This is a genomic window from Kitasatospora sp. NPDC056731 (assembly GCF_040687675.1).
GTDB lineage: Bacteria > Actinomycetota > Actinomycetes > Streptomycetales > Streptomycetaceae > Kitasatospora.
Map to the genome: position 1 here is coordinate 14,022 of NZ_JBFBNR010000036.1, position 26,237 is coordinate 40,258.

General features: G+C 73.6%; 23 protein-coding genes. 12 read left to right on the top strand and 11 right to left on the bottom strand.

The window, feature by feature from the left end; all coding sequences use genetic code 11:
- Nucleotides 1-34 precede the first annotated feature (34 nt).
- Nucleotides 35-1,234 (bottom strand): 8-amino-7-oxononanoate synthase, encoded by a 1,200-nt coding sequence (locus AB0R04_RS29210; protein WP_363376486.1) that lies wholly within the window; start codon nt 1,232-1,234, stop codon nt 35-37.
- Nucleotides 1,235-1,387: 153 nt separating this feature from the next.
- Between AB0R04_RS29210 and AB0R04_RS29215 the strand changes: the two genes are divergently transcribed.
- Nucleotides 1,388-3,898 carry a DUF3516 domain-containing protein gene (locus AB0R04_RS29215; RefSeq protein ID WP_363376488.1) on the top strand — a complete coding sequence of 837 codons (2,511 nt, stop codon included), beginning with the start codon at nt 1,388-1,390 and terminating at the stop codon, nt 3,896-3,898.
- A gap of 61 nt (nt 3,899-3,959) precedes the next feature.
- On the opposite strand, the gene AB0R04_RS29220 is transcribed toward AB0R04_RS29215, so the two are convergent.
- A complete protein-coding gene (locus tag AB0R04_RS29220) occupies nt 3,960-4,811 on the bottom strand; it encodes a hypothetical protein (RefSeq protein WP_363376491.1) in 852 nt (283 codons plus the stop codon).
- 306 nt (nt 4,812-5,117) lie between these two features.
- Here AB0R04_RS29220 and bioB point away from each other — a divergent pair, with 306 nt between their 5' ends.
- The 4 genes from bioB to AB0R04_RS29240 all read left to right on the top strand — a co-directional run bounded on the left by bioB (nt 5,118) and on the right by AB0R04_RS29240 (nt 8,912).
- Entirely contained in the window at nt 5,118-6,329 is a 1,212-nt protein-coding gene (bioB, locus tag AB0R04_RS29225; RefSeq protein ID WP_363376493.1) for a biotin synthase BioB, read from the top strand.
- Nucleotides 6,330-6,351: 22 nt separating this feature from the next.
- Nucleotides 6,352-7,656: an adenosylmethionine--8-amino-7-oxononanoate transaminase gene (locus AB0R04_RS29230; protein WP_363376495.1), complete on the top strand. Its 1,305-nt coding sequence runs from the start codon at nt 6,352-6,354 to the stop codon at nt 7,654-7,656.
- Complete coding sequence (gene bioD / locus AB0R04_RS29235) at nt 7,653-8,387, top strand: dethiobiotin synthase (protein ID WP_363376497.1); 735 nt, start codon at nt 7,653-7,655, stop codon at nt 8,385-8,387. The genes AB0R04_RS29230 and bioD overlap by 4 nt, the downstream gene beginning before the upstream one ends.
- Before the next feature lie 90 nt (nt 8,388-8,477).
- Nucleotides 8,478-8,912, top strand: coding sequence for a hypothetical protein (locus tag AB0R04_RS29240; protein WP_079135370.1), 435 nt, complete (start codon nt 8,478-8,480; stop codon nt 8,910-8,912).
- A gap of 220 nt (nt 8,913-9,132) precedes the next feature.
- Here the strand turns inward: AB0R04_RS29240 and AB0R04_RS29245 are convergent, their stop codons facing one another.
- Together AB0R04_RS29245 and AB0R04_RS29250 are read right to left on the bottom strand one after the other, a co-directional pair.
- On the bottom strand, nt 9,133-9,360 hold the full coding sequence (locus tag AB0R04_RS29245) for a hypothetical protein (RefSeq protein ID WP_363376499.1): 228 nt from the start codon (nt 9,358-9,360) through the stop codon (nt 9,133-9,135).
- On the bottom strand, nt 9,357-9,695 hold the full coding sequence (locus AB0R04_RS29250; protein ID WP_363376501.1) for a hypothetical protein: 339 nt from the start codon (nt 9,693-9,695) through the stop codon (nt 9,357-9,359). The genes AB0R04_RS29245 and AB0R04_RS29250 overlap by 4 nt, the downstream gene beginning before the upstream one ends.
- A gap of 107 nt (nt 9,696-9,802) precedes the next feature.
- Between AB0R04_RS29250 and AB0R04_RS29255 the strand changes: the two genes are divergently transcribed.
- Nucleotides 9,803-10,843: a Scr1 family TA system antitoxin-like transcriptional regulator gene (locus AB0R04_RS29255; RefSeq protein ID WP_363376503.1), complete on the top strand. Its 1,041-nt coding sequence runs from the start codon at nt 9,803-9,805 to the stop codon at nt 10,841-10,843.
- A 196-nt stretch (nt 10,844-11,039) separates the two neighbouring features.
- Nucleotides 11,040-12,476: an aminopeptidase P family protein gene (locus AB0R04_RS29260; protein WP_363376505.1), complete on the top strand. Its 1,437-nt coding sequence runs from the start codon at nt 11,040-11,042 to the stop codon at nt 12,474-12,476.
- A 54-nt stretch (nt 12,477-12,530) separates the two neighbouring features.
- On the opposite strand, the gene AB0R04_RS29265 is transcribed toward AB0R04_RS29260, so the two are convergent.
- From AB0R04_RS29265 to AB0R04_RS29285, 5 genes are all read right to left on the bottom strand, one after another.
- A complete protein-coding gene (locus tag AB0R04_RS29265; RefSeq protein ID WP_363376507.1) occupies nt 12,531-13,943 on the bottom strand; it encodes a pyridoxal phosphate-dependent aminotransferase in 1,413 nt (470 codons plus the stop codon).
- A 246-nt stretch (nt 13,944-14,189) separates the two neighbouring features.
- On the bottom strand, nt 14,190-14,966 hold the full coding sequence (locus AB0R04_RS29270) for a 50S ribosomal protein L11 methyltransferase (protein WP_363376509.1): 777 nt from the start codon (nt 14,964-14,966) through the stop codon (nt 14,190-14,192).
- Nucleotides 14,967-15,055: 89 nt separating this feature from the next.
- Nucleotides 15,056-16,099: a substrate-binding domain-containing protein gene (locus AB0R04_RS29275; protein ID WP_363376510.1), complete on the bottom strand. Its 1,044-nt coding sequence runs from the start codon at nt 16,097-16,099 to the stop codon at nt 15,056-15,058.
- A gap of 94 nt (nt 16,100-16,193) precedes the next feature.
- Complete coding sequence (locus AB0R04_RS29280; protein WP_363376512.1) at nt 16,194-17,732, bottom strand: ATP-binding protein; 1,539 nt, start codon at nt 17,730-17,732, stop codon at nt 16,194-16,196.
- A 1-nt stretch (nt 17,733) separates the two neighbouring features.
- Nucleotides 17,734-18,411, bottom strand: a complete 678-nt coding sequence (locus tag AB0R04_RS29285; RefSeq protein ID WP_363376514.1) for a response regulator transcription factor — start codon at nt 18,409-18,411, stop codon at nt 17,734-17,736.
- Between the two features lie 135 nt (nt 18,412-18,546).
- Between AB0R04_RS29285 and AB0R04_RS29290 the strand changes: the two genes are divergently transcribed.
- Nucleotides 18,547-19,206, top strand: coding sequence for a hypothetical protein (locus tag AB0R04_RS29290; RefSeq protein ID WP_363376516.1), 660 nt, complete (start codon nt 18,547-18,549; stop codon nt 19,204-19,206).
- 118 nt (nt 19,207-19,324) lie between these two features.
- Complete coding sequence (locus tag AB0R04_RS29295; RefSeq protein ID WP_363376518.1) at nt 19,325-20,077, top strand: hypothetical protein; 753 nt, start codon at nt 19,325-19,327, stop codon at nt 20,075-20,077.
- Between the two features lie 125 nt (nt 20,078-20,202).
- Here the strand turns inward: AB0R04_RS29295 and paaK are convergent, their stop codons facing one another.
- Entirely contained in the window at nt 20,203-21,459 is a 1,257-nt protein-coding gene (gene paaK / locus AB0R04_RS29300; RefSeq protein WP_363376567.1) for a phenylacetate--CoA ligase PaaK, read from the bottom strand.
- A gap of 413 nt (nt 21,460-21,872) precedes the next feature.
- On the opposite strand from paaK, the gene AB0R04_RS29305 reads away from it, so the two are divergent.
- From AB0R04_RS29305 to AB0R04_RS29315, 3 genes are all read left to right on the top strand, one after another.
- Complete coding sequence (locus AB0R04_RS29305) at nt 21,873-23,453, top strand: hypothetical protein (RefSeq protein ID WP_363376519.1); 1,581 nt, start codon at nt 21,873-21,875, stop codon at nt 23,451-23,453.
- 134 nt (nt 23,454-23,587) lie between these two features.
- The gene (locus tag AB0R04_RS29310; protein ID WP_167745879.1) at nt 23,588-23,860 is read left to right on the top strand and encodes a hypothetical protein; all 273 of its coding nucleotides are present in this window, start codon (nt 23,588-23,590) and stop codon (nt 23,858-23,860) included.
- A gap of 248 nt (nt 23,861-24,108) precedes the next feature.
- Nucleotides 24,109-25,287 (top strand): ROK family protein, encoded by a 1,179-nt coding sequence (locus AB0R04_RS29315; protein ID WP_363376521.1) that lies wholly within the window; start codon nt 24,109-24,111, stop codon nt 25,285-25,287.
- Nucleotides 25,288-25,429: 142 nt separating this feature from the next.
- Here AB0R04_RS29315 and AB0R04_RS29320 read toward each other — a convergent pair whose 3' ends face one another.
- Nucleotides 25,430-26,203 (bottom strand): GntR family transcriptional regulator, encoded by a 774-nt coding sequence (locus AB0R04_RS29320; protein ID WP_363376523.1) that lies wholly within the window; start codon nt 26,201-26,203, stop codon nt 25,430-25,432.
- Nucleotides 26,204-26,237: the final 34 nt, after the last annotated feature.

The window sequence follows — 26,237 nt, forward strand, 5'->3', positions numbered from 1 at the left end:
GCAGCCGGCCGCCGCGCGCCCCTCCCGGCAGGTGTCAGCCGACCCGGGCGCCCTCCGGCGCCAGCTCGGCGATGATCCGGACCGCCTCCGCGAGCTGCGCGTCCGTCAGGTCCCCGCGCGCGGTGAGCCGCAGCCGGGACACCCCGTCCGGGACGGACGGCGGGCGGAAGCAGCCGACGGCGAGCCCGGCCCGCCGGCAGTCGGCGGCCCAGGCGACGGCGGCCTCCGCGCCCGGGGCGCGCACCGACACCACGGCCGCGTCCGGCTCGCAGGCCCGGAGCCCAGCGGCGGTCAGCCGGGCCGCGAGGCCGCGGGCCACCTCGCGGGTGCGGTCGGCGCGGTGCGGCTCGGCGCGCAGCAGGCGCAGCGCGGCGAGGGCGGCGGCGACGGCGGCCGGGGCGAGGCCGGTGTCGAAGATGAAGGTGCGGGCGGTCTCGGTGAGGTGGCGGATCACCCGGCGCGGCCCGAGCACGGCGCCGCCCTGCGAGCCGAGCGACTTGGAGAGCGTGACGGTGGCAACGGTGTCCGGCTGCCCGGCGAGCCCGGCCGCCGCGAGCGCCCCGGCGCCGCCGGGGCCGAGGACGCCCAGCCCGTGCGCGTCGTCGACCAGCAGCGCGGCGCCGTGCGCCCGAGCGGCGGCGGACAGCCCGGCCAGCGGGGCGGCGTCGCCGTCCACCGAGAACACCGAGTCGCTGACCACCAGCGCCCGCCGCTGCGTCCGGCGCTCCAGCGCCTCCCGGACGGCCTGCGGGTCGCTGTGCGGGGCCCGGTGGACGTCGGCGCGGGCGAGCCGGCAGCCGTCGATGAGCGAGGCGTGGTTGTAGGCGTCCGACACGATCAGCGTGTCCGGGTCGGTGAGTGCGGTCAGCGCGGCCAGGTTGGCGGTGTACCCGGAGGAGAACACCAGCGCCGCCTCGACCCCGCAGAACGCGGCGAGCTCCTCCTCCAGTTCGGTGTGCAGCGCGGTCGTCCCGGTCACCAGCCGCGACCCGGTCGACCCTCCGCCCCAGCGCAGCGCCGCCTCGGCGGCCGCCTGCGTCACCGCCGGGTGCCTGGTCAGCCCCAGGTAGTCGTTCCCGGCCAGGTCGAGCACCGGGTCCTGCGCCACGCGGCTGCGCAGCCGGCGGGTCAGCCCGGCCTCGGCCCGCAGCTCGGCGGCCTCGTCGAGCCAGTCGAAGACGGCCGCCGGGGCCAGGTCGGTGGTGTGCGTTCCGGACGCGAGCGGTTGGACCATGCCCGGCACTCTGGCACGGCCCCGCCGCCGCGATCAATGGGCGGCCGCGCACAGCTTCGCGGCCGCCGGTGCAGCGATCCGGACAGTCCCGGGGCGGGTGCCGGCGGAGGGCGGGCTTTGCCGGGGGTGGCGGCGAGCAGGCAAGATAGCCGGGTGACCCTCCTTGATCTGATGCCGAAGCCCGCCACGCCCGATGCGCTGTACGAGACCTTCGCCGCGTGGGCGGAGGAGCGCGGGATCACGCTGTACCCGGCGCAGGAGGAGGCGCTGATCGAGCTGGTGTCGGGGAACAACGTCATCCTGGCGACGCCGACCGGGTCGGGCAAGAGCCTGGTGGCGGCGGGCGCACACTTCGCGGCGCTGGCGGAGGGGAAGCGGACGTTCTACACGGCGCCGATCAAGGCGCTGGTGTCGGAGAAGTTCTTCGACCTGGTCAAGATGTTCGGCACCGAGCAGGTCGGCATGATGACCGGCGACGCGAGCGTGAACCCGACCGCGCCGATCATCTGCTGCACGGCCGAGGTGCTGGCGCAGATCGCGCTGCGCGACGGGCTCCGGGCGGACGTCGGCCAGGTGGTCATGGACGAGTTCCACTTCTACGCGGAGCCGGACCGCGGCTGGGCCTGGCAGATCCCACTGCTGGAGCTGCCGCAGGCACAGTTCCTGCTGATGTCGGCGACGCTCGGCGACGTGCGCCGCTTCGAGGAGGACCTGACCCGCCGGACGAGCCGCCCGACGACGGTGGTGCGCAACACGACCCGCCCGGTGCCGCTGTTCTACGAGTACCGCCGCACCACGATGCACGACACCCTGGAGGAGCTGCTGCAGACCGGCCAGGCGCCGGTCTACGTGGTGCACTTCACGCAGAAGGAGGCGGTGGACCGGGCGCAGTCGCTGATGAGCATCAACATGTGCTCGAAGGCGGAGAAGGACGCCATCGCCGACCTGATCGGCGGTTTCCGCTTCACCACCAAGTTCGGCCGCAACCTGTCCCGTTTCGTGCGCCACGGCATCGGCGTGCACCACGCGGGCATGCTGCCGAAGTACCGCCGACTGGTCGAACGCCTCGCCCAGGCCGGCCTGTTGAAGGTGATCTGCGGGACGGACACGCTCGGTGTCGGCGTCAACGTGCCGATCCGCACGGTGCTGTTCACCGCCCTGTCGAAGTACGACGGGCAGCGGGTGCGGATCCTGCGCGCCCGGGAGTTCCACCAGATCGCCGGGCGGGCCGGCCGGGCCGGCTTCGACACCGTCGGACAGGTGGTGGCGCAGGCGCCCGAGCACGTGATCGAGAACGACAAGGCGATCGCCAAGGCCGGGGACGACCCGAAGAAGAAGCGCAAGGTGGTGCGCAAGAAGGCCCCAGAGGGCTTCGTCGGCTGGACCGAGGAGACCTTCGACAAGCTGATCGGCGCCGACCCGGAGCCGCTGGTCTCCCGGTTCAAGGTGAGCCACGCGATGCTGCTGTCGGTGATCGGCCGCCCCGGCAACGCCTTCGAGGCGATGCGCAAGCTCCTCACCGACAACCACGAGGACCGCGCGGCGCAGCGCCGGCACATCCGCACCGCGATCGCGATCTACCGCTCCCTGCTGCAGGGCGGCGTGGTCGAGCGGCTGCCGGAGCCGGACGCCGAGGGCCGGATCGTGCGCCTGACGCTCGACCTCCAGGAGAACTTCGCGCTCAACCAGCCGCTCTCCACCTTCGCCCTGGCCTCCTTCGAGCTCCTCGACCCGACCTCGCCCTCGTACGCGATGGACGTGATCTCGGTGGTCGAGGCGACCCTCGACGACCCGCGCCAGATCCTCGCCGCACAGCAGAACAAGGCGCGCGGCGAGGCCATCGGCGAGATGAAGCGCGACGGGATCGAGTACGAGGAGCGGATGGAGCGGCTCCAGGAGATCACCTACCCGAAGCCGCTGGAGGAACTGCTCACCCACGCGTACGAGGTGTACCGCCGGGCGCACCCGTGGATCGGCGACCACGAGCTGCGGCCGAAGTCGGTGGTCCGCGACCTGTACGAGCGGGCGATGACCTTCTCGGACTACGTCGGCTTCTACGAGCTGGCGCGCACCGAGGGCATCGTGCTGCGCTACCTGGCGGGCGCGTTCAAGGCGCTGGAGCAGACCGTCCCCGAGGACGTGAAGACCGACGACCTGAAGGACGTCATCGCCTGGCTCGGCGAACTGGTCCGCCAGGTCGACTCCAGCCTGCTGGACGAGTGGGAGCAGCTGGCCAACCCGACGGACCCGCAGGCCCCCGAGGTGACGCTGGACGACAAGCCGGCGCCGGTGACGGCGAACGCGCGGGCGTTCCGGGTGCTGGTGCGCAACGAGCTGTTCCGCCGGGTCGAGCTGTGCGCGCTGGAGCACTACGCGGAGCTCGCCGAGCTGGACGGCTCGTACGGCTGGGACGCGGACCGCTGGGCGGACGCCATGGACGGGTACTGGGAGGAGTACGACGACCTCGGCACGGGCCCGAACGCGCGCGGCCCCAAGATGCTGATCATCGAGGAGGAGGACTCCGCCTGGAAGGTCCGGCAGATCTTCGACGACCCGGAGGGCGACCACGACTGGGGCATCAGCGCCGAGGTCGACCTGTACGGCTCGGACGAGGAGGGCCGGGCGGTGCTGCGGGTCACCGCGGTGGACCGGCTGGGCGGCTGACGGACCGTCAACCCCCGCTTGCGGAGTCGCCGGCCCCCCGGAGCGGGGGGCCGGCCCGGCGTCACATCCAGACGAACGGCGCGCCCGCCGCGTAGGAGAGCGCGCGGGTCGCCTCCTCCAGGGTCTGCTCGGTGGTGAGCGCCGGGCCCGACGGCGTCGAGGCCGGGGTGGACTGGGTGCCGGGGCCGGGCGTGCGGGCGTCGCTGAGCCGGGAGCTCGCCACCGTCACGTAGTGCCCGACCGCCTCGACCCGCGGCTCGGCCGACTTGGGCCCGCCGGAGGACGGCGCGGGGGCGGCGTTGGTGTCCGGAAGGATGAAGGCGAGCGCGCCGGGCTTGCCGCGCAGGGTGTCGGCGGCCCGGGTGGCGGCGGCCTGGTCGCCGAAGCGCAGGACGGTGACACTGCTGAGCACCGGGCGGTCCTGGCCGGTGAAGCTGACGGTCAGGTAGGCCTGGCAGCCGGTGTCCTTGAGCAGTTCCTGGGTGCGGTCCTGCAGCACCTCGGTGCAGTTGCCGCCCTGCCGGATGGCGCCACGCCGGGCCTTGTACCCGGCGACCTCGACCGGCCGCTGGGCGGGGAAGAGGCTGTCGGCATTGAGGCCCTCGGGGTCGGTGCGCGGCGGCGGGGTCCCCACCACCGGCGGCGTCCTGGCCGCGTCCTTGGTGGACGGGCCGAGCCCGGGTATGTAGTCGCCGGGCATCGGGCGGGTGATGATCCATCCGCCGGCGGCCACCACCCCCACCACGACGACCCAGCCCACGGCCCGGCGGGCCGTCAGCCGCCTGCCCCTGCCGCCGACCCGACTGCCGCTCAAGTCCGCGCCCGCGCCGGCGGGGGCCCCGCCGGTCCGCCGCACTGCCTGGCCGTTCTGGCCCTCTCCCGGAGTCGGGGTGCGCTCCCCCTGCGTGGTCATGGCGCAGATTCTAAGCAACCGTCGGGTGGCGTGGATCACGGGGTGGGGGGTTGCCGGTCACCGCCGCGTGCCGGCGCCCGCGACCGTCCGGCGCGCGGCCCGGCGACCGCCCTGCGCCGGTCTCCCCGGCCCTTCGCCGCGACCACGCCCTACCGGCCGGTAACCTCCGATTCGCACCGGCGTCAAGCTTGTGACCAGCGACGACACCGTGAGCTTCGACACTGTGGCAAGTGGCACATCCTTCCGCCGATCTTCTGGCGGGTTCCCTCTGGCGCCATTCAAGCGCCACCAGGCAGGATCGGCCCCATGGATCTGCTCGATACCCTCACCGCCAAGGGCCTGCGCGGCGAAGTCCCGACCCGCGAGGAGGCGCTGGCCGTCCTCGCCACCACCGACGACGAGCTGCTGGACGTCGTCGCCGCGGCCGGCAAGGTCCGCCGGAGGTGGTTCGGCCGGCGCGTGAAGCTCAACTACCTGGTGAACCTCAAGAGCGGGCTCTGCCCGGAGGACTGCAACTACTGCTCGCAGCGGCTGGGCTCCAAGGCCGAGATCCTCAAGTACACCTGGCTCAAGCCCGACCAGGCCGCCGACGCGGCCCGCGCCGGGGTGGCCGGCGGCGCCAAGCGCGTGTGCCTGGTCGCCAGCGGCCGCGGCCCCACGGACCGCGACATCGACCGGGTCACCGACACCATGGCCGCCATCAAGGACGCCGACCCCGAGGTCGAGATCTGCGTCTGCCTCGGCCTGCTCTCCGACAACCAGGCGGAGCGGCTGAAGGCGGCCGGCGCCGACGCCTACAACCACAACCTCAACACCTCCGAGAAGACCTACGGCGACATCACCACCACCCACACCTACGCGGACCGGGTGGACACCGTGCAGAAGGCGCACGGCGCGGGCCTGTCCGCCTGCTCCGGCCTGATCGCCGGCATGGGCGAGAGCGACGAGGACCTGGTCGACGTGGTGTTCGCGCTGCGCGAGCTGGGCTCGGACTCCGTCCCGGTCAACTTCCTGATCCCGTTCGAGGGCACCCCGCTCGCCAAGGAGTGGAACCTCAGCCCGCAGCGCTGCCTGCGCATCCTGGCGATGGTCCGCTTCGTCAACCCGGACACCGAGGTGCGGATCGCCGGCGGCCGCGAGGTGCACCTGCGCTCGATGCAGCCGCTCGGCCTGCACGTCGCCAACTCGATCTTCCTCGGCGACTACCTGACCAGCGAGGGCCAGGCCGGGCAGACCGACCTCGACATGATCAAGGACGCCGGGTTCGAGGTCGAGGGCGCCGGCGAGGCCACCCTGCCCCGCCACCGCGCGGACGTCGCGGCGGCCTCCTCCTGCGGCACCGCGGCCTCGGCCTGCGGCAGCGGCGGCGGCTGCGGCCCGTGCGGCGGGCACGCGCACGCGCCGGCCGACGCCCCCGTCGCGGCCGACGCCGCCGACGCCTCGGACGGGGAGCTGCGCAGCGATCTCGTCAAGGTCCGGCTGCGCGGCGCCGGCACCGAACTCGCGCCCAATGCCTGATAGTTCTGGAGACTGACGCATCATGCCCCAGCTGTCCGCGGACACGCTGCTCACCCTCGACCGCGCCCACGTCTGGCACCCGTACGGGCCGATGCCCGGCACCGCCACCCCGTACGTGGTCGAATCCGCCTCGGGAGTCCGGCTGCGCCTCGCCGAGCCCGTCGCGGGCGGGCAGCGCGAGCTCGTCGACGGGATGTCGTCCTGGTGGGCGGCCATCCACGGATACCGGCACCCGGTGCTGGACGAGGCCGTGCGCGAGCAGCTGGGGCGGATGAGCCACGTCATGTTCGGCGGGCTCACCCACGAGCCCGCCGTCCGGCTGGCGGCGACGCTGGTCGAGATCACGCCCGAGCCGCTGCAGCACGTCTTCCTCGCCGACTCGGGCTCGGTGGCCGTCGAGGTCGCGCTGAAGATGTGCCTCCAGTACTGGCAGTCCACCGGCCGCCCGGCCAAGCGCCGGCTGCTGACCTGGCGCGGCGGGTACCACGGCGACACCTTCCACCCGATGTCCGTCTGCGATCCGGACGGCGGCATGCACCACCTGTGGGGCGGGGTGCTGCCCGGGCAGCTGTTCGCCCCGCAGCCGCCGTCCGGGTTCGACGCCCCGCTCGACGCCGGGTACGCGGCCGAGTTCGAGGAGCTGATGGCCCGGCACGCCGACGAGCTGGCCGCCGTCATCGTCGAACCGGTGGTGCAGGGCGCCGGCGGGATGCAGTTCCACTCCCCCGCCTACCTGCGGATGCTGCGCGAACTCTGCGACCGGTACGGGGTGCTGCTCGTCTTCGACGAGATCGCCACCGGATTCGGCCGCAGCGGCGCGCTGTTCGCCGCCGACCACGCGGGCGTCTCGCCGGACGTGATGTGCCTGGGCAAGGCGCTCACCGGCGGCTACCTGACCCTCGCCGCCGCGCTGTGCACCGGCGAGATCGCCGACGGCATCAGCCGCGGCGAGATGCCGGTGCTCGCGCACGGGCCGACCTTCATGGGCAACCCGCTGGCCTGCGCGGCCGCCAACGCCTCGCTGGAGCTGCTGCTGAGCCAGGACTGGGCGGTCGGGATCAAGCGCATCGAGGCCGGACTGGCCGACGGGCTCGCGGCCGCCGCCGACCTCCCGGGCGTCCGGGACGTCCGGGTCCAGGGCGCCATCGGCGTCGTCCAGTTGGACCACCCGGTCAACGTCCCGGCGGCCACCGAGGCGGCCGCCCGGGCCGGCGTCTGGCTGCGCCCCTTCCGGGACCTGATCTACACCATGCCCCCCTACGTGACGGAGGACGAGGACGTGGCACGCATCGCCGACGCCGTGACCGCTGCGGCGGTGGCCGGATGAGCGCGCGGATCCTGTTCATGACGGGCACCAACACCGAGGTCGGCAAGACGGTCGCCACGGCGGCGGTCGCCTCGGCCGCGCTGCAGGCCGGTCTGCGGGTCGCGGTGCTCAAGCCCGGGCAGACCGGGATCGCCCCCGGCGAACCCGGCGACGCCGCCGAAGTCCAGCGCCTGGCCGGTGACCTGACGGTCAGTGAGCTGGTCCGCTACCCGGAGCCACTGGCGCCCGCCACCGCCGCCCGGCGGGCCGGGATGCCCTTCCTCTCCCCCGCCGAGGTGACCGACGCCGTCGCCGAACTGGCCGCCGGGCACGACCTGGTGCTGGTCGAGGGCGCGGGCGGGCTGCTCGTCCGCTACGACGACGAGGGCCGCACGCTCGCCGACCAGGCGCGGGCCGTCCTGGACGCCGGGCTGCCGGCCGAGGTCCTGCTCGTCGCCTCCGCCGGGCTGGGCACACTGAACATCGTCGCGCTCTCCGCGGAGGCCCTGGCCGCCCGCCGGCTGCCGCTCACGGGCGTGCTCGTCGGCTCCTGGCCCACCGCCCCCGGGCTCGCCGAGCGCTGCAACCTCGCCGACCTGCCGCGCTCGGCCGGCGCCCCGCTGCTCGGCGCCCTGCCGGAACGCGCCGCAGCCGCCGCGGACTTCGCCGCCCTCGCCCTCGCCTCGCTGGCCCCCGAGCTGGGCGGCACCTGGAACGCGGAGCACTTCACGCGCACCCATCGGCCCGAATAGGCCCGGCTTCGCTCGAAGGTGTGATTCCGGCGCCCGAACCCTGGGTTCGGACGCTACGGGCTCAATACCGTTCCTCCTATGACAGACGGGATGACGGTAGACGAGTCTCTTCGGGCCCTGGCCGCCCTGGAAGCTGCGTGGAAGGACGACGACGAGGCGCTGTCCGCCCTCGCCGCGGGCGGTGCGGACGAGCGGTCGCTCCCGGCGCTGGTCGCCGCGTACGGCGAGCACGCGATGGACACCCTGATGGCCCTGGCCTTCGGCCTGCGGTCCACCATGAGCGACGAGGAGCTCGCCGAACTCTCCGACGCGGTGAGCTCCAACATCGGCGCCCGGATGAGCGCCCTGCTCACCCAGGCCCTGAAGACCTGGGGCACCCTCGCGCCCCGGGACGACCTGGCGGTGACCAAGGCCATCGCCCACGCGGTGATCGACTCCATGCGCGCCGTGACCGAGGACCCGAGCCAGACCGAGGTCCTCCCCCTGCTGGCCACCTTCCGCACCTACGCCCTCAACGGCGCCTGACACCGGAACTTCGGCGCGGGCTTCGAGACCCCTCGAAGCCCGCGCCGTCATGCCTGCACCCTCATCCACCCTGCGGCGAGCGCGAATCCACCCGTCGAGAAGGCGATGAAGACGAGGACGCACACCAAGGCACTCGCCTCGGTGGGAACACACTCAGGAATCGCGAGGAAAACCACACCCGCGAGCGCGAAACTCCCGATGGTGATGGCACCGGAGGCGATTACGGTCGCATTCCCCTGCGGAGGACGACGACCAGCCGCTCGATGACGTCCGGCCGGGCGGCCCCGAGGTCGATCAGGATGACTCCGGTGGCTTTGGCCGAAAGCCAGTCGATGCCGAGGGAGGGCAGTTTGACCTCGGCGGCGTGCAGGACGGCCTGGAGGTCGTCGAGGATGTCGGCCGCGGTGCGACGGTCCTCGGCCGTGATCTTGTCGATCATGCTGCTCATGGGGCATCGCACTCTTCGCTGTTCGTGATCCAACGCGCTTCGGTGTCCCACTCCACGCCGCCGCCGAGGGGCCGGAGGAAGGCCAGCCCGTGCTGCCACCCCATGAAGACGGCCCAGCACCCGGAGCGGACGTCGTAGACCCGCTCGCCGACAACCGTCGGCCGGTAGGGCTCGGACGGCGGCGCCACCCGTCGCACGGGCGGCGCCGCCGGGGCGATGGCGCCACTGCCCATCCGCGCCTCGGGAACGGAATCGCCGCACTGCGGGCACCGGCAGGGCGGAAAGTTCCGCCGCAGGATGATGCTTTCGCCAGATTGAACGTTCGTCATATCCACCGAATAACTCCTCTCTGTTGCTAACTCCTCACCAAGAGTGGCCAATCGCGGCTAGCATCGGAAGAGCTTCACTTTGACAGCGCATACTGTGGAAATGGGTGGTTACCATGCCTCAGCGGGAAGTTGACCCAACCTCATCTCCGAACGCAGCCATCGGCGTCCAGCTCCGGCGCTTCCGCAAGGCGAGAGGGCTCACTCAGATCGAGCTCGGGCGGCGGACCAACTACAGCGATTCACTCATCTCCATGATCGAGAACGGAGACCGTCCCGCGCCGCTGAACCTCGTCCGGCGATGCGACAAGGAACTCGACACCTGCGAGGCGCTTGAGCTCTTGTACTGGACCGCCAAGAGCACCACCTTGATCGGCGGGTACCTCGCGTACATCGAGCACGAGGCCAAGGCCACCGCCTTCAAGATCTTCCAGCTGAACGTCATCCCGGGACTGCTCCAGACGCGGGGCTACGCATCGGCGCTCATCAACGCCGCAGCCCAACGAGGTGAGATCCCCGAGGACAAAGTCATCGAACGCCTGAATGTCCGCATGGCACGGCAGGCCTTGCTGTACCGCGAACCGCCTCCCTCCATCCACATCGTCATGGAGGAGAGCTGTCTGCGAACCGTTGGCGGCCCCTTCGTCATGGCCGAGCAGCTTCGCCGGCTTGAGAGCGTGGCCGGCCTTCCGCACGTCATGCTGCAGATCGCGCCGTCCAGCCTCGGTGAAGGCCTCCCGGCGACCACGCCGTTCACGCTGCTGACCCGCCCGGACGAGAAGTGGATGGCCTACCTCGAAACCATCCAGCGGGGCTACGTCGAACGCGAGGACGAGAACAAGATCCGCTCCCTCACAAGGACTTACCATTGGCTCCAGGCCCAAGCCCTCTCGTGCGAGGACTCGTTGGCCCTCATCCGCGCCCGTCTCAAGGAGTTCCACGCCATGTTCCCCATCGCGACGGTCAAGCCCACGTCCTGGCTGAAGTCCTCGTACAGCAACGGTGGCGGCGAGTGCATCGAGGTCGCACCCGGGCTCACCGGCATCCTCCCCGTCCGCGACAGCAAGGACCCCGAGGGCCCTCGACTCGCCTTCGGCGCCGACGCCTGGCGGTCCTTCATCACCGGCGTCAAGTCCGGCGACTTCGGCACCGTCTGAGATCCAGGCCGCCGGGTGACGTTGTCGTTGCGCAGGTGGAAGGCCTGGCCGCCAGGCAAGTCGGCCGGGTCCGCGAGGTGTCAAGCCCTTCTCTTCGAACCCTGCTCGATATACCGTACATAACGCTTGTTACGTACCGGGCAGGTCAGCGTAGCGAAGCGCCTCGCATCCACCACCCTCACCTGGAGAGTCTGCTGTGACCGAACCCGCCGAGACCATCAAGTACCGCAAGAACGGCCTCACCCGCGGCGTCACGGACGAGCTCGCCGAGAACATGAAGCAGGGCTGGGCCGACACCGAGCGCCTCGCCCTGGAGCCGATCCCGCAGGCCGCGCACACCGCCCGCCGCCGCGCCGAGCTGTCCGCGGCCTTCCCCGGCGAGCGCCTGGTGGTCCCGTCCGGCAACCCGAAGGTACGGGCCAACGACACCGACTACCCGTTCCGCCCGTCCTCCGACTACGTCTACCTGACCGGCGACCAGTCCCAGGACGCCGTACTGGTCCTGGAGCCCACCGGCGACACCGGCCACCGGGCTGTGCTCTACCTGCGCGACCGCTCCCGGACCGACAACGGCGAGTTCTGGCTGGACAACCACGGCGAGCTGTGGGACGGCCGCCGCAACAGCCTGACCGAGAACGAGCAGCTGCTCGGCCTGCCCTGCCGGGACGTCCGCACCGTCCGGGCGGACCTGGGCGCCGCCACCGGCCCGGTGCGCGTGCTGCGCCGCCACGACGCGGGCGTGGAGCAGTCCCTCCAGGGCCGGGCCGTCGCCGAGCGGGACGCGGAGTTCGAGGTCTTCCTGTCCGGCCAGCGCCTGGTCAAGGACGAGTTCGAGATCGCCGAGCTGCGCTTCGCCTGCGAGGCCACCGCCCGCGGCTTCGAGGACGTGGTGCGGATCCTCGGCACCGACACCGAGACCCCCGAGCGGCTGATCGAGGGCACCTTCTTCGTCCGCGCCCGGATCGAGGGCAACGACATCGGCTACGGCAGCATCGCCGCGGCCGGCCCGCACGCCACCACCCTGCACTGGGTGCGCAACAACGGCCACGCCAAGCCCGGCGACCTCCTGCTGCTCGACGCCGGCGTGGAGACCAACCGCCTGTACACCGCCGACGTCACCCGCACCCTCCCGGTCAGCGGCCGCTTCACCGACCTGCAACGCAAGGTCTACGACGCGGTGTTCGCGGCGCAGGAGGCCGGCATCGCCGCGGTGAAGCCCGGCGCCGACTTCCGCGACTTCCACCACGCCGCCCAGCGCGAGCTCGCCGAACACCTCACCTCCTGGGGCCTGTTCGGCGACCTCACCGCCGACAAGGTGTACGAGCTGGGCCTGCACCGCCGCTTCACCCTGGCCGGCACCGGCCACATGCTCGGCATCGACGTCCACGACTGCGCCCACTCGCGCACCGAGGAGCACGTCGACGGCCCGCTGAAGCCGGGCATGGTGCTCACCGTCGAGCCGGGCATCTACTTCCAGCAGAACGACCTGACGGTGCCCGAGGAGTACCGCGGCATCGGCGTCCGGATCGAGGACGACATCCTGGTCACCGAGGACGGCAACGAGAACCTGTCGGCCGGCCTCCCCCGCACCTCCACCGAGGTCGAGGCCTGGCTCGCCGAACTGCGCGGCTGAGCCGCGACACGGCCGTGCGGCACCCGGGAACGCCCGGGTGCCGCACGGTACCGGCTACTTCAGCTTCCCCAGCGCCGTCCCCACCCGCTGGACGGCGGCGACGACGTCCTCGGGCTGGCGGGCGGTGAAGCAGAGGCGGAAGAAGCCGGGTGCCGGGTTGTGCATGGTGCCGCCGGGCAGCAGGGTGACCTCGGTGGGCTCGGCCATGAGGTACTTGAACAGCCACTCCTCCTTCGGGTCGAGTCCGCTCGGCCGGGCGAGCGGCAGCCCGGCCACCTCCTCCTGGCCGACTCCGGGGCGCTTGCCCAGGTACTTGGAGAGGTCGAGCCAGAAGAACTGGGCGGCGTTGTCGCCGGGCCGGTGCACGTAGTCGATCTTGGCGGCGTCCAGGGCGCCCTTGACCCTGTCGAAGCTCGTCTTGAGCAGCGTGCGGTACTCCCGCATCGCGTAGGTGGTGTAGAGCTCGCCGCCGGAGCCGTTGGCGGGGGCGCTCAGCAGGTCCTGGATGACGTAGGTCTTCAGCGAGTCGAAGGGGCTGAACCAGGGCAGCGGGTGGGTCGGTTCGGCCGGGTCGTTGTTGCCGAGCATGGTGTTGCGCACGGCGAGGTTCCGGGAGATCACGAAGCCGGTGCGGAAGCCGGACAGGCCGAAGTCCTTGGCGAAGCCCCAGACCACGTGGATCCGGTCGGGCTGCTCCTGGTACGCCTTCAGGGCCAGCGCGCTGGTGAACTTCGTGGTGCTGCTGTCGAGTTGGGAGTGACAGTAGATCTCGTCCGAGATGATGTGCAGGTCGGTGTGGTGGAGCGCCCACCCGTAGATCTCGTCCAGCAGGGCCCGCGAGTAGTTCACGCCCAGCGGGTTGTGCGGGTTGGTGAGGACGAGCAGGCGCGGCGTGTGGCCGGCCGCCTTCCGGTCCTCGTAGGCCTTCTGGATCAGGGGCAGGGTGAGCCGGTACCGGTCCTCCCCCGTGGTCGGCAGGTTCACCGGGACGCACTTGAGCCTGGGCCGCTCCTGGAAGGACCAGTTGAAGCCCTGCCAGTACGGCGCGGGGATCAGCACCTCGTCGCCGTCCTTGAGCGGCGGGCCGACCGGGTCGGCGCCCTTGAGCGCGAAGGCGATGCACTCCAGCGCGGAGGAGACCCCGGCCACGCCGAACACGTCGCCCTCGTCGACCTCGGCGCCGAGCGCCAGGGTGAGCAGCTTGGCGACCGGCCGGCGCACCTCCAAGGTCCCGGCCGGGTCGATGTACTGGATGTACCGCTCGGGGATCAGCTGGATGTTGTCGAAGACCTTCTTCTTCATCGAGTGGTGGTAGAGCAGGACGTTCTCGGCGACGGACAGGTTGACCGCCTTGGGGGACGCCACGTGCTGGTGGAAGTAGGCGAGGGCCTGCTCCAGGTCGGTCATCCGGGTGAGCTGTTCGGCGGCCGCCTCGGGAGAGGCGAGGGTGCGGGTGTCGTCGGTCATGGCAGTCCTTCTCCGGGCTTCGCGGGGTGGGCTGGGCGGCGTGCCGGAACATGGTCGTTCGCACACGCATCGGCCCCAGCGGACCACGCTCCGGGCACGGCCGCCAGCGCTCGGCGCCCGTCCGGACGGGGGCGGGATCAGGCGGTCAGCGGCTTGACCCAGCGGCTCCACTCCGGTTCGGGACGGTAACCGGCGGCCTGCCAAGTGCGGTGGCCGAGGGCGTCCGCAGCCTGGACGGACGGGCCGTCAGCCCAGCTGCCACACCGTGGTGGTCTTGACGGCGGTGTCCTCCAGGTCGGCGACGACCGGCACCTGGTAGGCGGCGAGCGCGGTGAACCGCTCCCGGGGCAGGTAGGCCCGGCCGGGGTCGCCGACGATGACGGTGGCGCCGCGCGCGGCGGCCCGTTCCAGGAAGGGCAGGAAGCGGGCGGCCATGGCCCGTTCGTAGAAGACGTCACCGGCGAGCACCACGTCGGCCGGGGCGCCGTCGCCGTCCACCAGGTCCACCAGGGCGGCCTCCACGCGCACGCCGTTGGCCTCGGCGTTGAGGCCGATGGCAGCCACCGCGTAGGCGTCGATCTCGGCGGCGCGCACGGACGCGGCGCCGCTCAGTGCGGCCGCGACGCCGACCACCCCGCCCCCGGCGGCCACGTCGAGCACCGCCCGCCCGGCCACCAGCTCGGGGTGGTCCAGCACATGGCGGGCGACGGCCACCCCGCCCGCCCAGGCGAACGCCCAGAACGGCGGCGGCAGTCCGACCTCCCCCCGCGCCCGCTCGGTGGTCTCCCACAGGGTGATCGCGTCCTCGGCCATGTGCAGGCCGACCTCGGGGACGAACGGGACGGGCTTCAGCTCGGTCTCGCGCCGGATGAAGGCGAGGTCGGCCTCCGACTGGTGGGTCTCCGGTTGATCGGCCTCCGGCTGGTCGGTCTCCGCTTGATCGGTCTCCGACGGGTGGGTCTCCGACGGGTGGGTCTCCGGCTGGTCGGTCTCCGGCTTGAGAGTGCGCAGCTCACTCGACATCTCCGCAGCATAGGGCCCGCGCGGGGGTGCTCACGCCCGCCCGGCCGCCGTCCGGACGCGCCGGGCGAGCGAGCCGGCACCCGCCGCAGCTACTGGAGGCCGGCCGCGGAGCAGGCGGCGGCGTAGTCCGGCGTGCAGATCTGGGCGACGGTGTAGAGGCCGTCGGCGACCACGGTGGCCTTGACGTTGTCCTTGGTGAGCGCGACCGGGGCGATCAGGCCGGTCGGCACCTTGTCGCTGCTGCCGCTGGTCACCGTGGTCGGCACGAGGGCGCCGCCGATTTCCTGGCCATAGGCCAGGTCGACGGCCAGTTGCGCGGCCACGTCGGCCTCCGACTTGAGGGGCTTGTAGACCGACATGGCCTGGGCGCCCGCCAGGATCCTTTGCACGCCGTCGAGTTGGAAGTCCTGGCCGGTCAGCGGGACACTCAGGCCGGACGCCTCGGAATCGGCCGCGTTGGAGCCGACCGCGTTGGGGGCGGTAGCGCTGGGGTCGGCCGCGTTGGGGTCGGCCGCGTTGGGGGCGGTAGCGCTGGGGTCGGCCGCGTTGGAGCCGACCGCGCTGGGATCGGCTGGCGAGTCGTTGGTCGTGATCGTCTCGCCGCCATCCGCCTTGCCGTCCACCGCCGCCGCCGCGGCCTGGCCCCGCAGTTCGCCGACCTTGCGGTTGTCGAAGGACACGTAGGCGTCGACCGGCCCCTGGGCGAGGCGGTCGTAGGCGACCACCCTGACGCCCGCGTCGTGCGCCTTCTGGATCGACGCCTGGATCGACTTGGCGTCCACCGCGTCCAGGATCAGCACCTTGGCGCCCTTCTTCACGGCGGCGTCGATCTGGGTCTGCTGGACGGCGGCGTCCTGGCCGGCGTTGTAGTAGTCGATCTGCGCGTCCGGCGCCAGCTCCTTGATCTTCTTCTCGATCAGCGGCCGGTCGAACTGCTCGTAGCGGGTGGTCCTGGCCTCCGGCAGCAGCAGGGCTATCCGCCCGGCTCCCCTCCCGGCCGCGGCCGGGAGGGGAGCCGGTCCGCCGCCGGAGCCGCCGCTGGACGACTGCGACGCGCTGTCGCAGGACGCCGCGCCCAGGCCGAGGGAAATCGCTGCGGTCACCGCGAGGACGCGGCGCAGCCCGATGCTCATGAGGATGCCTTTCCGATTGGTTGGGTCCACCCCTCTTTCGTTCGAGTCTGGGAACCTTCGGCCGCGACCACGATCCCGGTGCGCCGAATGGGTCTCAGGCCTCCGTCAGCGGGTGTCCGTCAAAAGGCGTCCGCGAGGCGGAGGCTGGCGCGACGGCAGGCCCCGGGGCGGGGGCCAGTGGGTCGGGGGCCGGCGGGGCGGCGGCCAGCGGAAGGGTTGCTGTGAGCCGGGCCCCGGACGGCGTCGGGGTGACGGCCAGGGTGCCGCCGTGGTGGCGGGCGATGTCGCGGGCGATCGGCAGGCCCAGGCCGCTGCCGCCCTCGTCGCGGCTGCGGGCGTCGTCGAGGCGGGTGAAGCGTTCGAAGACGCGCTCACGGTCGGCGGGCGGGATGCCCGGGCCGTCGTCCTCGATGTCCAGGACGGCCAGGCCCCGGGCGCGGTCGGCGGCGAGCCGGACGTGGACGGCGCCCGCCGCGTGCCGGTCGGCGTTGTCGAGCAGGTTGGTGAGCAGCCGGCCGAGCCAGAGCGGGATGCCTTCGACGGCCACCAGGGGGGCCAGGTCGGTGGTGCGCCGGTGCGGGCCGGCCGGGCGGCCGAGCACGGTGGCGGCGACCAGCGCGGTGAGGTCGATCCGCTGCCGGGGCCGGTCCTCGGCGCCGCCGCCCGCGTCGAGCCGGGCGAGCAGCAGCAGGTCGGTGGCGAGGCTCTGCAGCCGGTCGGTGTCCTGGAGCGCGCCGTGCACCAGTTCGGCCCGGACGGCCGGGTCGGGGTGGGTGTGGGCGACCTCCAGTTGGGTGCGCAGCACCGCGAGCGGGCTGCGCAGTTCGTGCGAGGCGTCGGCGATGAACTGTCGCTGGCGCCGTCCGGAGGCCTCCAGCCGGTCGAGCATCGCGTTCATGGTGGCGGCCAGGCGGGCGATCTCGTCGGCGGTTCCGGGCTCGGGGACGCGCCGGTGCAGGTCCCGCCCGGTGATCGCGTCGACCTCGGCGCGGATGGCCTCCACCGGCCGCAGCGCGTGCCCGGTCACCCGCCAGGTGACGACCACGCCGATGAGCAGCAGCAGCGGGCAGGCGACGGCGAGCGCGGCCTGGGTGGTGTCGAGGGCCTCGTCGGCGGCGCGCAGCGAGGCGCCCGCGTAGACGGTGACCGGCCCGCCCGGGGTGTCGGCGGTGACGGCGGTGAGCCGCTGGCGGTGGTGGTCGTACAGCGGGTCGACGTCGTCGGTGGTGCGCGAGCCGGTGCGGTGGGCGGCGGTGAGGGCGGTCCGGCCGGCCAGGTTGGGGCTGGCGGCGAGGACGGTGCCGTGGGCGTCGACGGCCTGGAGGAAGTCGGTGCCGTGGCCGGCGTGCAGGACGGGCGTCAGCCGCCCTTGGACGGCGAGTTGGGCGACGGACTCGGCCTGCTGCCGGGTGGCGGAGGCGGCGGAGGCGACCAGGTCGGCGTGCAGGGCGGTCAGCAGTCCGGCGCCGGCCAGGGCCAGGGCTGCGGCGAGCACCGTACCGGCGGCGGCGGTGGCCCGGGCGCGCACGGACCGGGGGACGAAGCCGCGCAGCGGGCGCGGGAGCCCGGGGCGGCGCGGCGGGGTGGGGAGGCGGCGCAGCACTGCGAGGAGCCGGGGCGGGCGCGGGCGCATCTCAGCCGCCGTCGGGGGCGAGCCGGTAGCCGGCGCCGCGCATGGTCTGGAGGGCGGCGCGGCCGAACGGGGCGTCGATCTTGCGCCGCAGGGCGTGGATGTGGACCTCGACGATGCTCGGGTCGGCGTCGTGGTCGGCGTCCCAGACGTGGTCGAGGATCTCCCGTTTGGAGACCACCGTTCCGGCGCGCGCGGCCAGGCACTCCAGGATCGCGAACTCGCGGGCGGTCAGCTGGGTGGGGTGGCCGGCCCGGACGCAGGTGCGGGCGTTGGCGTCGAGGACCAGGTCGCCGAGGGTGTGCAGGCGCGGGCGCCGCTGGTCGACCCGGCGGTGCAGGGCGCGCAGCCGGGCGAGCAGCACGACGAAGGAGAACGGCTTGGACAGGTAGTCGTCGGCGCCGGTGTCCAGGGCCTCCGCCTCGTCCCATTCGCCGTCCTTGGCGGTGAGCATCAGGATCCCGGCCCGGCAGCCGCTCGCGCGCAGCCGGGCGCAGACCCGGTAGCCGTTGAGGCCGGGCAGCATGATGTCGAGGACGATCACGTCGTAGGGGTGGCGGTCGGCGAGGGCGAGGCCTTCGGGCCCGTTGTGGGCGGTGTCGACGGTGTGGCCGTCGGCCTCCAGGCCGCGGCGCAGCGCGGTGGCCATCCGGCGTTCGTCCTCGACGACGAGTATGTGCATCCGTTCAGGGTGCCAGGTGGTTCCGCGCGGTCCGTCGGCGGCTTAAGCGGGGGTTCAGGAACGGTCCGCCATGATCGCCGGGCGCGCCCGGGGGGATCCGGGCGCGCTGAGCAGCCAAGGCAAGGAGAACGCCCGATGAGCGACGCCACGTCGTCCACCACCCCGCTCCCGGAGAACCCGGAAGGCCCGGCGGACCCGGCGGGCCCGGCGGGCCCGGCGGGCCCGGCGGGCCCGGCGGGCCCGGAGCAGGCTTCGCAGGCGCAGCAGCCGCAGTCGAAGCGGCCCCGGGCGGCGCGGCTGCGCGGTTGGGCGGGCGGCCGGGAGCGCCGGATCGCCGCCGGGGTGGCCGCCGTCGCGCTGATCGGCGCGGGCGGGCTGGTGGCGCTGGCGGTCGCGCACGAGGAGCACGGGCGCGGGGAGCACCGCGGGCTGAGCCGGGCCGAGGGCGGCTCGTCCGACGAGCACGGCGGCGGCAACGGCGACCGCAGCGCGCACGACGGGACCGACGGAACCGCCAGGAGCGCCCGGAGCGACCGGAGCGAGGGACACGCCAAGCGCGGCCGGACCGCCCCCGCCCCGCTCCCCTCCCTCGCCGCCTCGACCGCACTGGAGAAGGCGCAGGGCGCCGTCCCCGGCGGGCGGGCCGAGTCGCTGCGGCGCGTCGCCCAGCAGGGCGGCTCCGCCGCCTGGGCCGTGGTGGTCGTGGGCCCGGACGGCGTGCGTCACCTGGTGACCGTGGACGGCACCAGCGGTGAGCTGACCGGGAACACGGTCGTCGACGGGTCCGGGCGCTGACGTGGCCCGGCACGCGACGACGATCCGGCACGCGACGACGGCCCGGGCTGCGACGATGACCCGGGTCGCGGCCCGCCCGGACGCCCTGGCCGGGGGCACCCCAGCCGAGGGAGCCCCGGTGGGGGCCAGCAAGGTCCCGGCGGTGGACGGCTGGTTCTGGCTGGTGAAGGTGCTGACCACCGGCATGGGCGAGACCCTGTCGGACTTCCTGGCGCACACCGTCGGCCCGGTGCCGGCGGTTGCGGCGGCCGGGCTGTTGCTCGCCGTGGCGCTGCTGGTCCAGTTGCGGCTGCGCCGCTGCGTGCCCGGGGTGTACTGGGCGGTGGTGGTGCTGGTCAGCGTGTTCGGCACGATGGTCGCCGATGTCGCGCACGTCGCGCTGGGCGTGCCGTACGCGGTGTCGGCGGGCGGGCTGGCGGTGGCGCTGGCCGCGCTGTTCGTGCTCTGGCACCGGGTGGAGGGCTCGCTGGCGATCGACCGGGTGACCGGGCTGCGCCGGGAGCTGTTCTACTGGGCCGCGGTGCTGCTGACCTTCGCCCTGGGCACGGCGCTGGGCGATCTGACGGCGGCCACGCTGCACACCGGGTACCTGCTGGCCGGTCTGGGCTTCGCCGTGCTGATCGCCGTCCCGGCGGTGGCGGCGCGGGCCCGCTGGGTAGGCCCGGTGGCCGGGTTCTGGTGGGCGTACGTGCTGACCCGTCCGCTGGGTGCCTCGTTCGCGGACTGGCTGGGCGTGGGCGCCGACCGGGGCGGCCTCGGGCTGGGCACCGGCCCGGTGAGCCTGGCGCTGGCGGTGCTGATGGTGGCCGCCCTCGGCCTGGCGGCCCGGGCGCGCCGGCGGCGGAGGGCGGCTGGACGCTCCGCCGCCTGACCGTCTACATTGCTGTAGACGCCGGAGGCGTAGGGCATCACCCCCCGGACAGCCCTACGCCTCCGGCCTCGCAGGCCCCACGCCCCCGGGCCCCAGGCGTCCAGGGCCGTGGGCCCCCTCAGGCCTCACCCCCGCTCGTCGACCACCCGCCGGATCTTCCCGACCGAGCGTTCCAGCGCGTACGGCTCCACCACCTCGACCGCGACCGTGACGCCCACCCCGTCCTTCACCGCCCGGACGATCGCCTCCCGCGCCGCCGCCCGCTGCTCGGCCGGGGCGTCCGGCCTCGCCTCGACCCGGACGGTCATGTGGTCCAGCCGCCCCTGCCGGGTGAGCCGCAGCTGGAAGTGCGGCGCGACGCCCGGGGTCCGCAGCAGCACCTCCTCGATCTGGGTCGGGAAGACGTTCACCCCGCGCAGGATGATCATGTCGTCGCTGCGCCCGGTGACCTTCTCCATCCGCCGGAAGGCCGGCCGCGCGGTGCCGGGCAGCAGCCGGCTGAGGTCGCGGGTGCGGTAGCGGATGACCGGCAGCGCCTCCTTGGTGAGCGAGGTGAAGACCAGCTCACCGCCCTCGCCGTCGGGCAGCACCTGGTCGGTGAACGGGTCCACGATCTCCGGGTAGAAGTGGTCCTCCCAGATGTGCAGCCCGTCCTTGGTCTCCACGCACTCCTGCGCCACGCCGGGGCCGACCACCTCGGAGAGGCCGTAGATGTCGACGGCGTGCAGGTCGAGCCGGTCCTCGATCTCGCGCCGCATCTCCTCCGTCCACGGCTCGGCGCCGAAGATGCCGATGCGCAGCGAGGTGCTGCGCGGGTCGACGCCCTGCTTCTCGAACTCGTCGAGCAGGGTGAGCAGGTAGGAGGGGGTGACCATGATGATCTCGGGACGGAAGTCCTGGATCAGCTGCACCTGCCGGGCCGTCATGCCGCCGGAGGCCGGGATGACGGTGCAGCCGGCCCGCTCGGCGCCGTAGTGCGCGCCCAGCCCGCCGGTGAACAGCCCGTAGCCGTACGCGATGTGCACCTTGTGCCCGGGCCTGCCGCCGGCCGCGCGGATCGACCGGGCGACCACGTCGGCCCACATCGACAGGTCGTGCTCGGTGTAGCCGACGACGGCCGGGCGCCCGGTGGTGCCGCTGGAGGCGTGGATCCGGCGGACCTGCTCCATCGGGACGGCGAACATGCCGAACGGGTAGCCCTCGCGCAAGTCGGCCTTGGTGGTGAAGGGGAAGCGGGCGAGGTCGGCCAGGGTGCGGCAGTCCTCGGGGCCGACGCCGGCCGCGTCGAACTTGCGGCGGTACAGCTCGACGTTGTCGTACGCGTGGCGCAGGGTGGCCCGGAGGCGGGTGAGCTGGTGGGCGCGCAGCTCGTCGACGCCCATCCGCTCGCCGGCGTCCAGCAGCGCGGGCGGAATCGGCTCACCCAGGCGCCGGGCGGGCTTTTCGCCACGGCCGGGCTCTTCACCGCAGGCGGGCTCTTCGCCGTACGGGCGCGGGGCGGGTGCGCTGCCGGTCATCGTCGCTCCTCCGCAGGTCGGCCAGGACGGGCGCACCGACCGATCGTTCGGTCAGGGCGACCCTCACGCCAAGTAACCCAGCGCCCGTACCGGCTGTCAAGGGGTCGCACGCCGGATCCGGAATGCGAAGTTCCGACCACTTCGGGTGGAGATCGGGCGTCCACCTTGGCTAGCCGATATGAAAATCATTACGGAAGTTTGACCCGTGCACGGCATCACCCGGCCCGACCACGTGGTTCAGTAGTGCGGTTTCTCCCCCGCACCCCGGAGTGATCACCGTGCCCACGACTCCCGCCCTGGTCAGCGCGCTGCGCGAACTCGGCGACCGACCCGCCGTCGTCGCCGACGGGCGCGCGATCAGCGGCATCGGCCTGCTGCTCGGCGTCTCCCCGCCGGGCGGCCTGCCCCGGGCCCTCGCCCAGCACGTCGCCGCCCACGCCGCGCTGCCGCCCTCCGCCGCCCGCACCGCCGAACAGCGGCTGCGGCACTGGGCGGGCGTCCTCGGCCCGCCGCCCATCCGGCACACCGTGCTCCACCCCGCCACCGACCTCGCCGTCGAACTCGCCCTCGCCACCCTGCTCGCCGGCGGCACCGTCCACTGCGGCGACCCCCGGCAGGACCCCGAGCAGCAGCTCGTCGACCTCGCCGCCAGCGCCACCACCCACCTCAGCCTGCCCTCCACCCTGCTGTGGCGCCTCAGCCGCCGCCCCGACCTCGCCGACCACGACCTTGGCGCCCTGCGGCTCGTCCTGCACGTCGGCCCCGAACCCCGGCAGGACGACGTGTACGCCGCCGTCGACGCGCTCGGCGCCGTCCTCGCCCACGTCCGCGCCCCGCACAGCCACGCCGAAACCGCCGACCGGCGACTGCGCACCGCCGCCGACGCCGCCGACGCCATCGCCTGGAAACACGCCATAGGCGTCACCGCCGAACAGGTCCAGGCCTTCGGCACCCACCTCGACCACGCCGTCCTGTCCGCACTGCTGCTGACCCTCCAGCAGAGCGGCGTCCTCACCGACCCCGGGCGCGGGCACACCGAGGCCGAGATCCTCACCGCCGCCCTCGTCACCCCCGCCCAGCGGCCCCGGGTCGGCCGCTGGCTCGACGCACTCACCCGACACGGCCTGATCACCCGGCACGACGACGTCCACTACGGCCGACCCGAACTCACCGCGGCCGAGGTCCGGGAGGCCTGGCGGCCCGCCGTCGAGACCTGGAACGACGGGCTCGGCCCGGTCGCCGCCCTGGACCGGATCCGGCGCGGCGCACTACGGCTGCCCCGGCTGATCACCGGCGAGGAGCCACCCCGCCCGGCCGCCGCCCCGATCCGCTGGACGGCCGCCCGCGGCTACCTCGGCGCCGCCCTCGGCGCGCTGGTCCGCGGCCTCGCCGAGACCCACGACGGGCCACAGCCGCTGCGCATCCTCGAACTCGGCCAGGACGACGCCGACTCCACCGTCACCCGGGCCCTCGCCACCCGGCCCCGCCCCGGCGCCGACCACCACCAGCTGCCCGACGGCGGCCGCTACGACCTCGTCGTCGCCACCGCGACCGGCCACCCGGACACCGCCGTCCCGGAGCTGGTCGACCTGCTCGCGCCCGGCGGGCAGCTGCTGCTGCTCGCGCCCACCGGCGAACAGCTCGACCTGCTGATCACGGGGGACGCCGAGGCCGGCGCCGACTCCCCGGCCTCCCCTGCCGCCGCGGTCTCCGCCGCCCCCGCCTTCCCGGCGCTCCCCGCCGAGCGTTGGCGGGCCGCCCTCACCGCCGCCGGCTGCCCGACCGTCCTCGCGCTGCCCGAGGACGGGCACCCGATGGGACTGCTCGGGCAGCGGCTGTTCGCGGCGCGGATGCCCTGAGCTGCCGCTACCATCGGGCCGTGCCCGACTCCCCCGTGCAGTTCCTGCGGCGCTTGCCGTCCTTGCGCCCCTTCCAGCCCCAGCGGCGGCCGCGGTCGCTCCGGTCCAAGGCCTCCCTGGCCTCCCTGTCATCCCTGGCCTCCGTCTGCTCCATCGCCTCCGTCGGGTCCGTCGGCTCGGTGCTGTCGATCGGCTCGGCCGGCTCCGTCCTCTCGATCGGGTCGGCCGGCAGCGTCCTCTCGGTCGGGTCCGCCGGCAGCGTCCTGTCCCTCGGGTCGGCCGGCTCCGTGCTCAGCGCCCTGTCGGCCGGCTCCCGGCTGAGCCTCGGCTCGCTGCTCTCCGCCCGTTCCCGCTGGTCGGTACGGTCCCGGCGGCCCGGCGGCGGGCGGCCCGTGGCCGGGCCGTGAAGCCCGGGTCGCGCACCACCACCCGATGCGTACCATTTCGATACCGAAGCCTGGATGAGCTGCAAGGATTCTCGCCCACCGGGCCCACCCCCGGGTAGGCTCCGCTTGTCCTCCGGCCCTGGCGCAGGCGGCCCCGCGCCGCCGTGCCGCGTTCCGGGGGTGGCACACCCCCCGCGGGCCATTCGGTGGGCACCGCGCACTCGACACCGCGCGCCAGGGCAGTCGCGCGAACGGCGAAGGGCATCGCATTGGCGGATCGGCTCACCGGAGGAGACTCCTCGCTGCTGCGGCGGATCAACGCGGCGGTCACGCTTCGGGCGCTGCGGACCGGCCACTCCGTGACCCTCACTCAGCTCGTCGGCGAGACCGGGCTCTCCCGCCCGACCGTCGAGGGCGTCATCGAGGGTCTGGTCGAAACCGGGCTGGTCGCCGAGGTCGACCAGCCCAAGGAGGACGGCCAGCCCGGCACCGGCCGGCGCGGCCGACCGGCCCGCTGGTTCCGCTTCCGCGCCGAGGCCGGGCACATCCTCGGCATCGAGGTCGGCGTGCACGACATCCGCGTCATCCTCGCCGACCTCACCGGCGAGGTGGTGGGCAGTCACTTCAAGCCGGTCGACGAGACCCTGGACGCCGAGGACCGGCTCGCCGCCGTCCGCACCGCCGTCGCCGAGGTCCTGCGCAAGGCCGGCATCTCCCGCGACAACCTCTGGGCCGTCGGCATCGGCACCCCCGGCATCGTCGACCGCGACGGCACCATCCAACTCGGCACCGCCATGCCCGGCTGGACCGGTCTCGACCTCGGCGCCCGGCTGCGGCGTTCCTTCCGCTGCCCCGTCCTGATCGAGAACGACGCCAACCTCGCCGCCATCGCCGAACACTGGCAGGGCGCGGCGGTCGGCGCCGGCGACGTCGTCTTCGTCATGGCCGGCCTCAGCCCCGGCGCCGGCTCCCTCATCAACGGCAGGCTGCACCGCGGCTACGGCGGGGCGGCCGGCGAGATCGGCGCCCTCCACCTGCTCGGCCAGGAGGTCACCCCCGAGCGGCTCCTCTCCACCACCGGCAAGCCGCTCAACCCGCTCGACGAGGCCGCCGTCGCCCGCGTCCTGCGGCTCGCGCGGGAGGGCGACGAGGTGGCGAAGGTCGCCATGGACCGCTTCCTCACCCGCCTGGTCCAGGGCGTCGCCGCGCTCGTCCTGGCCATCGACCCGCAGCTCGTCGTGATCGGCGGCTGGGCGGCCGGCCTCGACGGCGTCCTGGAACCGCTGCGCGAGCGCCTCGCCCAGTTCACCCTCCGCGCCCCCGAGGTGGCGCTCGCCGCGCTCGGCTCCGAGGTCGTGGCGATGGGCGCGCTGCGCGTCGCCCTCGACCACGTCGAGGACCAGCTGTTCGCCGTCGACCCGCCGACCACCGGCAACGGCCGCGCCTGACGGGCCCGGACCTCAGCCCGGGACCGGTCCCGGGCTGAGGTCCGAACTCAGCTCCGCCCGGGCAAATCCGCCCGCACAACGACCGAGGCCCGGACGCCGGTCGGGCGTTCGGGCCTCGGTCTGAGGGTGTCGGAAAAGTGGTTCAGGAGGCGGTGCGGACCTCGGCCGCAGCGCCGACCGGGGTGACCTCGACCAGCCCGGTCGAGCCGAAGGTCAGCTTGCAGGTGTCGGCCCGGTAGGTGGCGACGGCGAGCGCCACCAGGCGGCCGGCCGACGCGTACTGGGTGGTCATCACCAGCACCGGCGAGCCGGGCGGGCGCTCCAGCAGGGCGCCCTCGGCGGCCTCGGCGACACCCAGCTCGACCGCGCGGGACTCGCCGTCCACCTCCAGCCGCTCCAGCTGGCGCAGCACCGAGCGGGCCCGGTCGCTCTCGGCCCGGAAGCCGGGCAGGTGCGGCAGCGCGGCGGCCGGGACGTGCAGCGACTCGGTGGCCACCGCCCGGCCCTCCACCAGGCGAACCCGGCGGACGGTGTGCACGGTGGCGCCCTCGGCGATGCCGAGGCCCTTGGCCAGCTGCGCCGGGGCGGGGGCGGTGGTGCAGTCGACCGTCCGCCAGGCCTGGTTGCGGCCGACGCCGGGCCAGCCCTCCTCCTGCCGGTTGACCGGGACGCCGACCCGCGGGGCGGCGATCAGGGTGCCGATCCCCCGGCGGCGCACCAGGCGGCCCTCCAGCTCCAGCTGGTCGAGGGCCTGCCGCAGGGTTGCCCGGGCGACCCCGAAGCGGGCGGAGAGCTCGCGCTCGTTGGGCAGGACCTGGCCGGTGGAGAACTCCGAGTCGATGGCCCGCAGCAGCACCGTGCGCAGGTGCCAGTACTTCGGTTCCGGCACCGCCGAAAGCTGTCCAGTCGTCCCCACCGTGTCCTCCACCCTGCTTGTCCACCCTGCGGTA

What these genes read in the sequence shown, in the direction of transcription:
- AB0R04_RS29210 (WP_363376486.1), bottom strand. Translation starts at nt 1,234, where the DNA reads ATGGTCCAACCGCTCGCGTCCGGAACGCACACCACCGACCTGGCCCCG.
- AB0R04_RS29220 (WP_363376491.1), bottom strand. Translation starts at nt 4,811, where the DNA reads ATGACCACGCAGGGGGAGCGCACCCCGACTCCGGGAGAGGGCCAGAAC.
- bioB (WP_363376493.1), top strand. Translation starts at nt 5,118, where the DNA reads ATGGATCTGCTCGATACCCTCACCGCCAAGGGCCTGCGCGGCGAAGTC.
- AB0R04_RS29230 (WP_363376495.1), top strand. Translation starts at nt 6,352, where the DNA reads ATGCCCCAGCTGTCCGCGGACACGCTGCTCACCCTCGACCGCGCCCAC.
- bioD (WP_363376497.1), top strand. Translation starts at nt 7,653, where the DNA reads ATGAGCGCGCGGATCCTGTTCATGACGGGCACCAACACCGAGGTCGGC.
- AB0R04_RS29240 (WP_079135370.1), top strand. Translation starts at nt 8,478, where the DNA reads ATGACGGTAGACGAGTCTCTTCGGGCCCTGGCCGCCCTGGAAGCTGCG.
- AB0R04_RS29245 (WP_363376499.1), bottom strand. Translation starts at nt 9,360, where the DNA reads ATGAGCAGCATGATCGACAAGATCACGGCCGAGGACCGTCGCACCGCG.
- AB0R04_RS29255 (WP_363376503.1), top strand. Translation starts at nt 9,803, where the DNA reads ATGCCTCAGCGGGAAGTTGACCCAACCTCATCTCCGAACGCAGCCATC.
- AB0R04_RS29265 (WP_363376507.1), bottom strand. Translation starts at nt 13,943, where the DNA reads ATGACCGACGACACCCGCACCCTCGCCTCTCCCGAGGCGGCCGCCGAA.
- AB0R04_RS29270 (WP_363376509.1), bottom strand. Translation starts at nt 14,966, where the DNA reads ATGTCGAGTGAGCTGCGCACTCTCAAGCCGGAGACCGACCAGCCGGAG.
- AB0R04_RS29275 (WP_363376510.1), bottom strand. Translation starts at nt 16,099, where the DNA reads ATGAGCATCGGGCTGCGCCGCGTCCTCGCGGTGACCGCAGCGATTTCC.
- AB0R04_RS29280 (WP_363376512.1), bottom strand. Translation starts at nt 17,732, where the DNA reads ATGCGCCCGCGCCCGCCCCGGCTCCTCGCAGTGCTGCGCCGCCTCCCC.
- AB0R04_RS29285 (WP_363376514.1), bottom strand. Translation starts at nt 18,411, where the DNA reads ATGCACATACTCGTCGTCGAGGACGAACGCCGGATGGCCACCGCGCTG.
- AB0R04_RS29290 (WP_363376516.1), top strand. Translation starts at nt 18,547, where the DNA reads ATGAGCGACGCCACGTCGTCCACCACCCCGCTCCCGGAGAACCCGGAA.
- paaK (WP_363376567.1), bottom strand. Translation starts at nt 21,459, where the DNA reads ATGGGCGTCGACGAGCTGCGCGCCCACCAGCTCACCCGCCTCCGGGCC.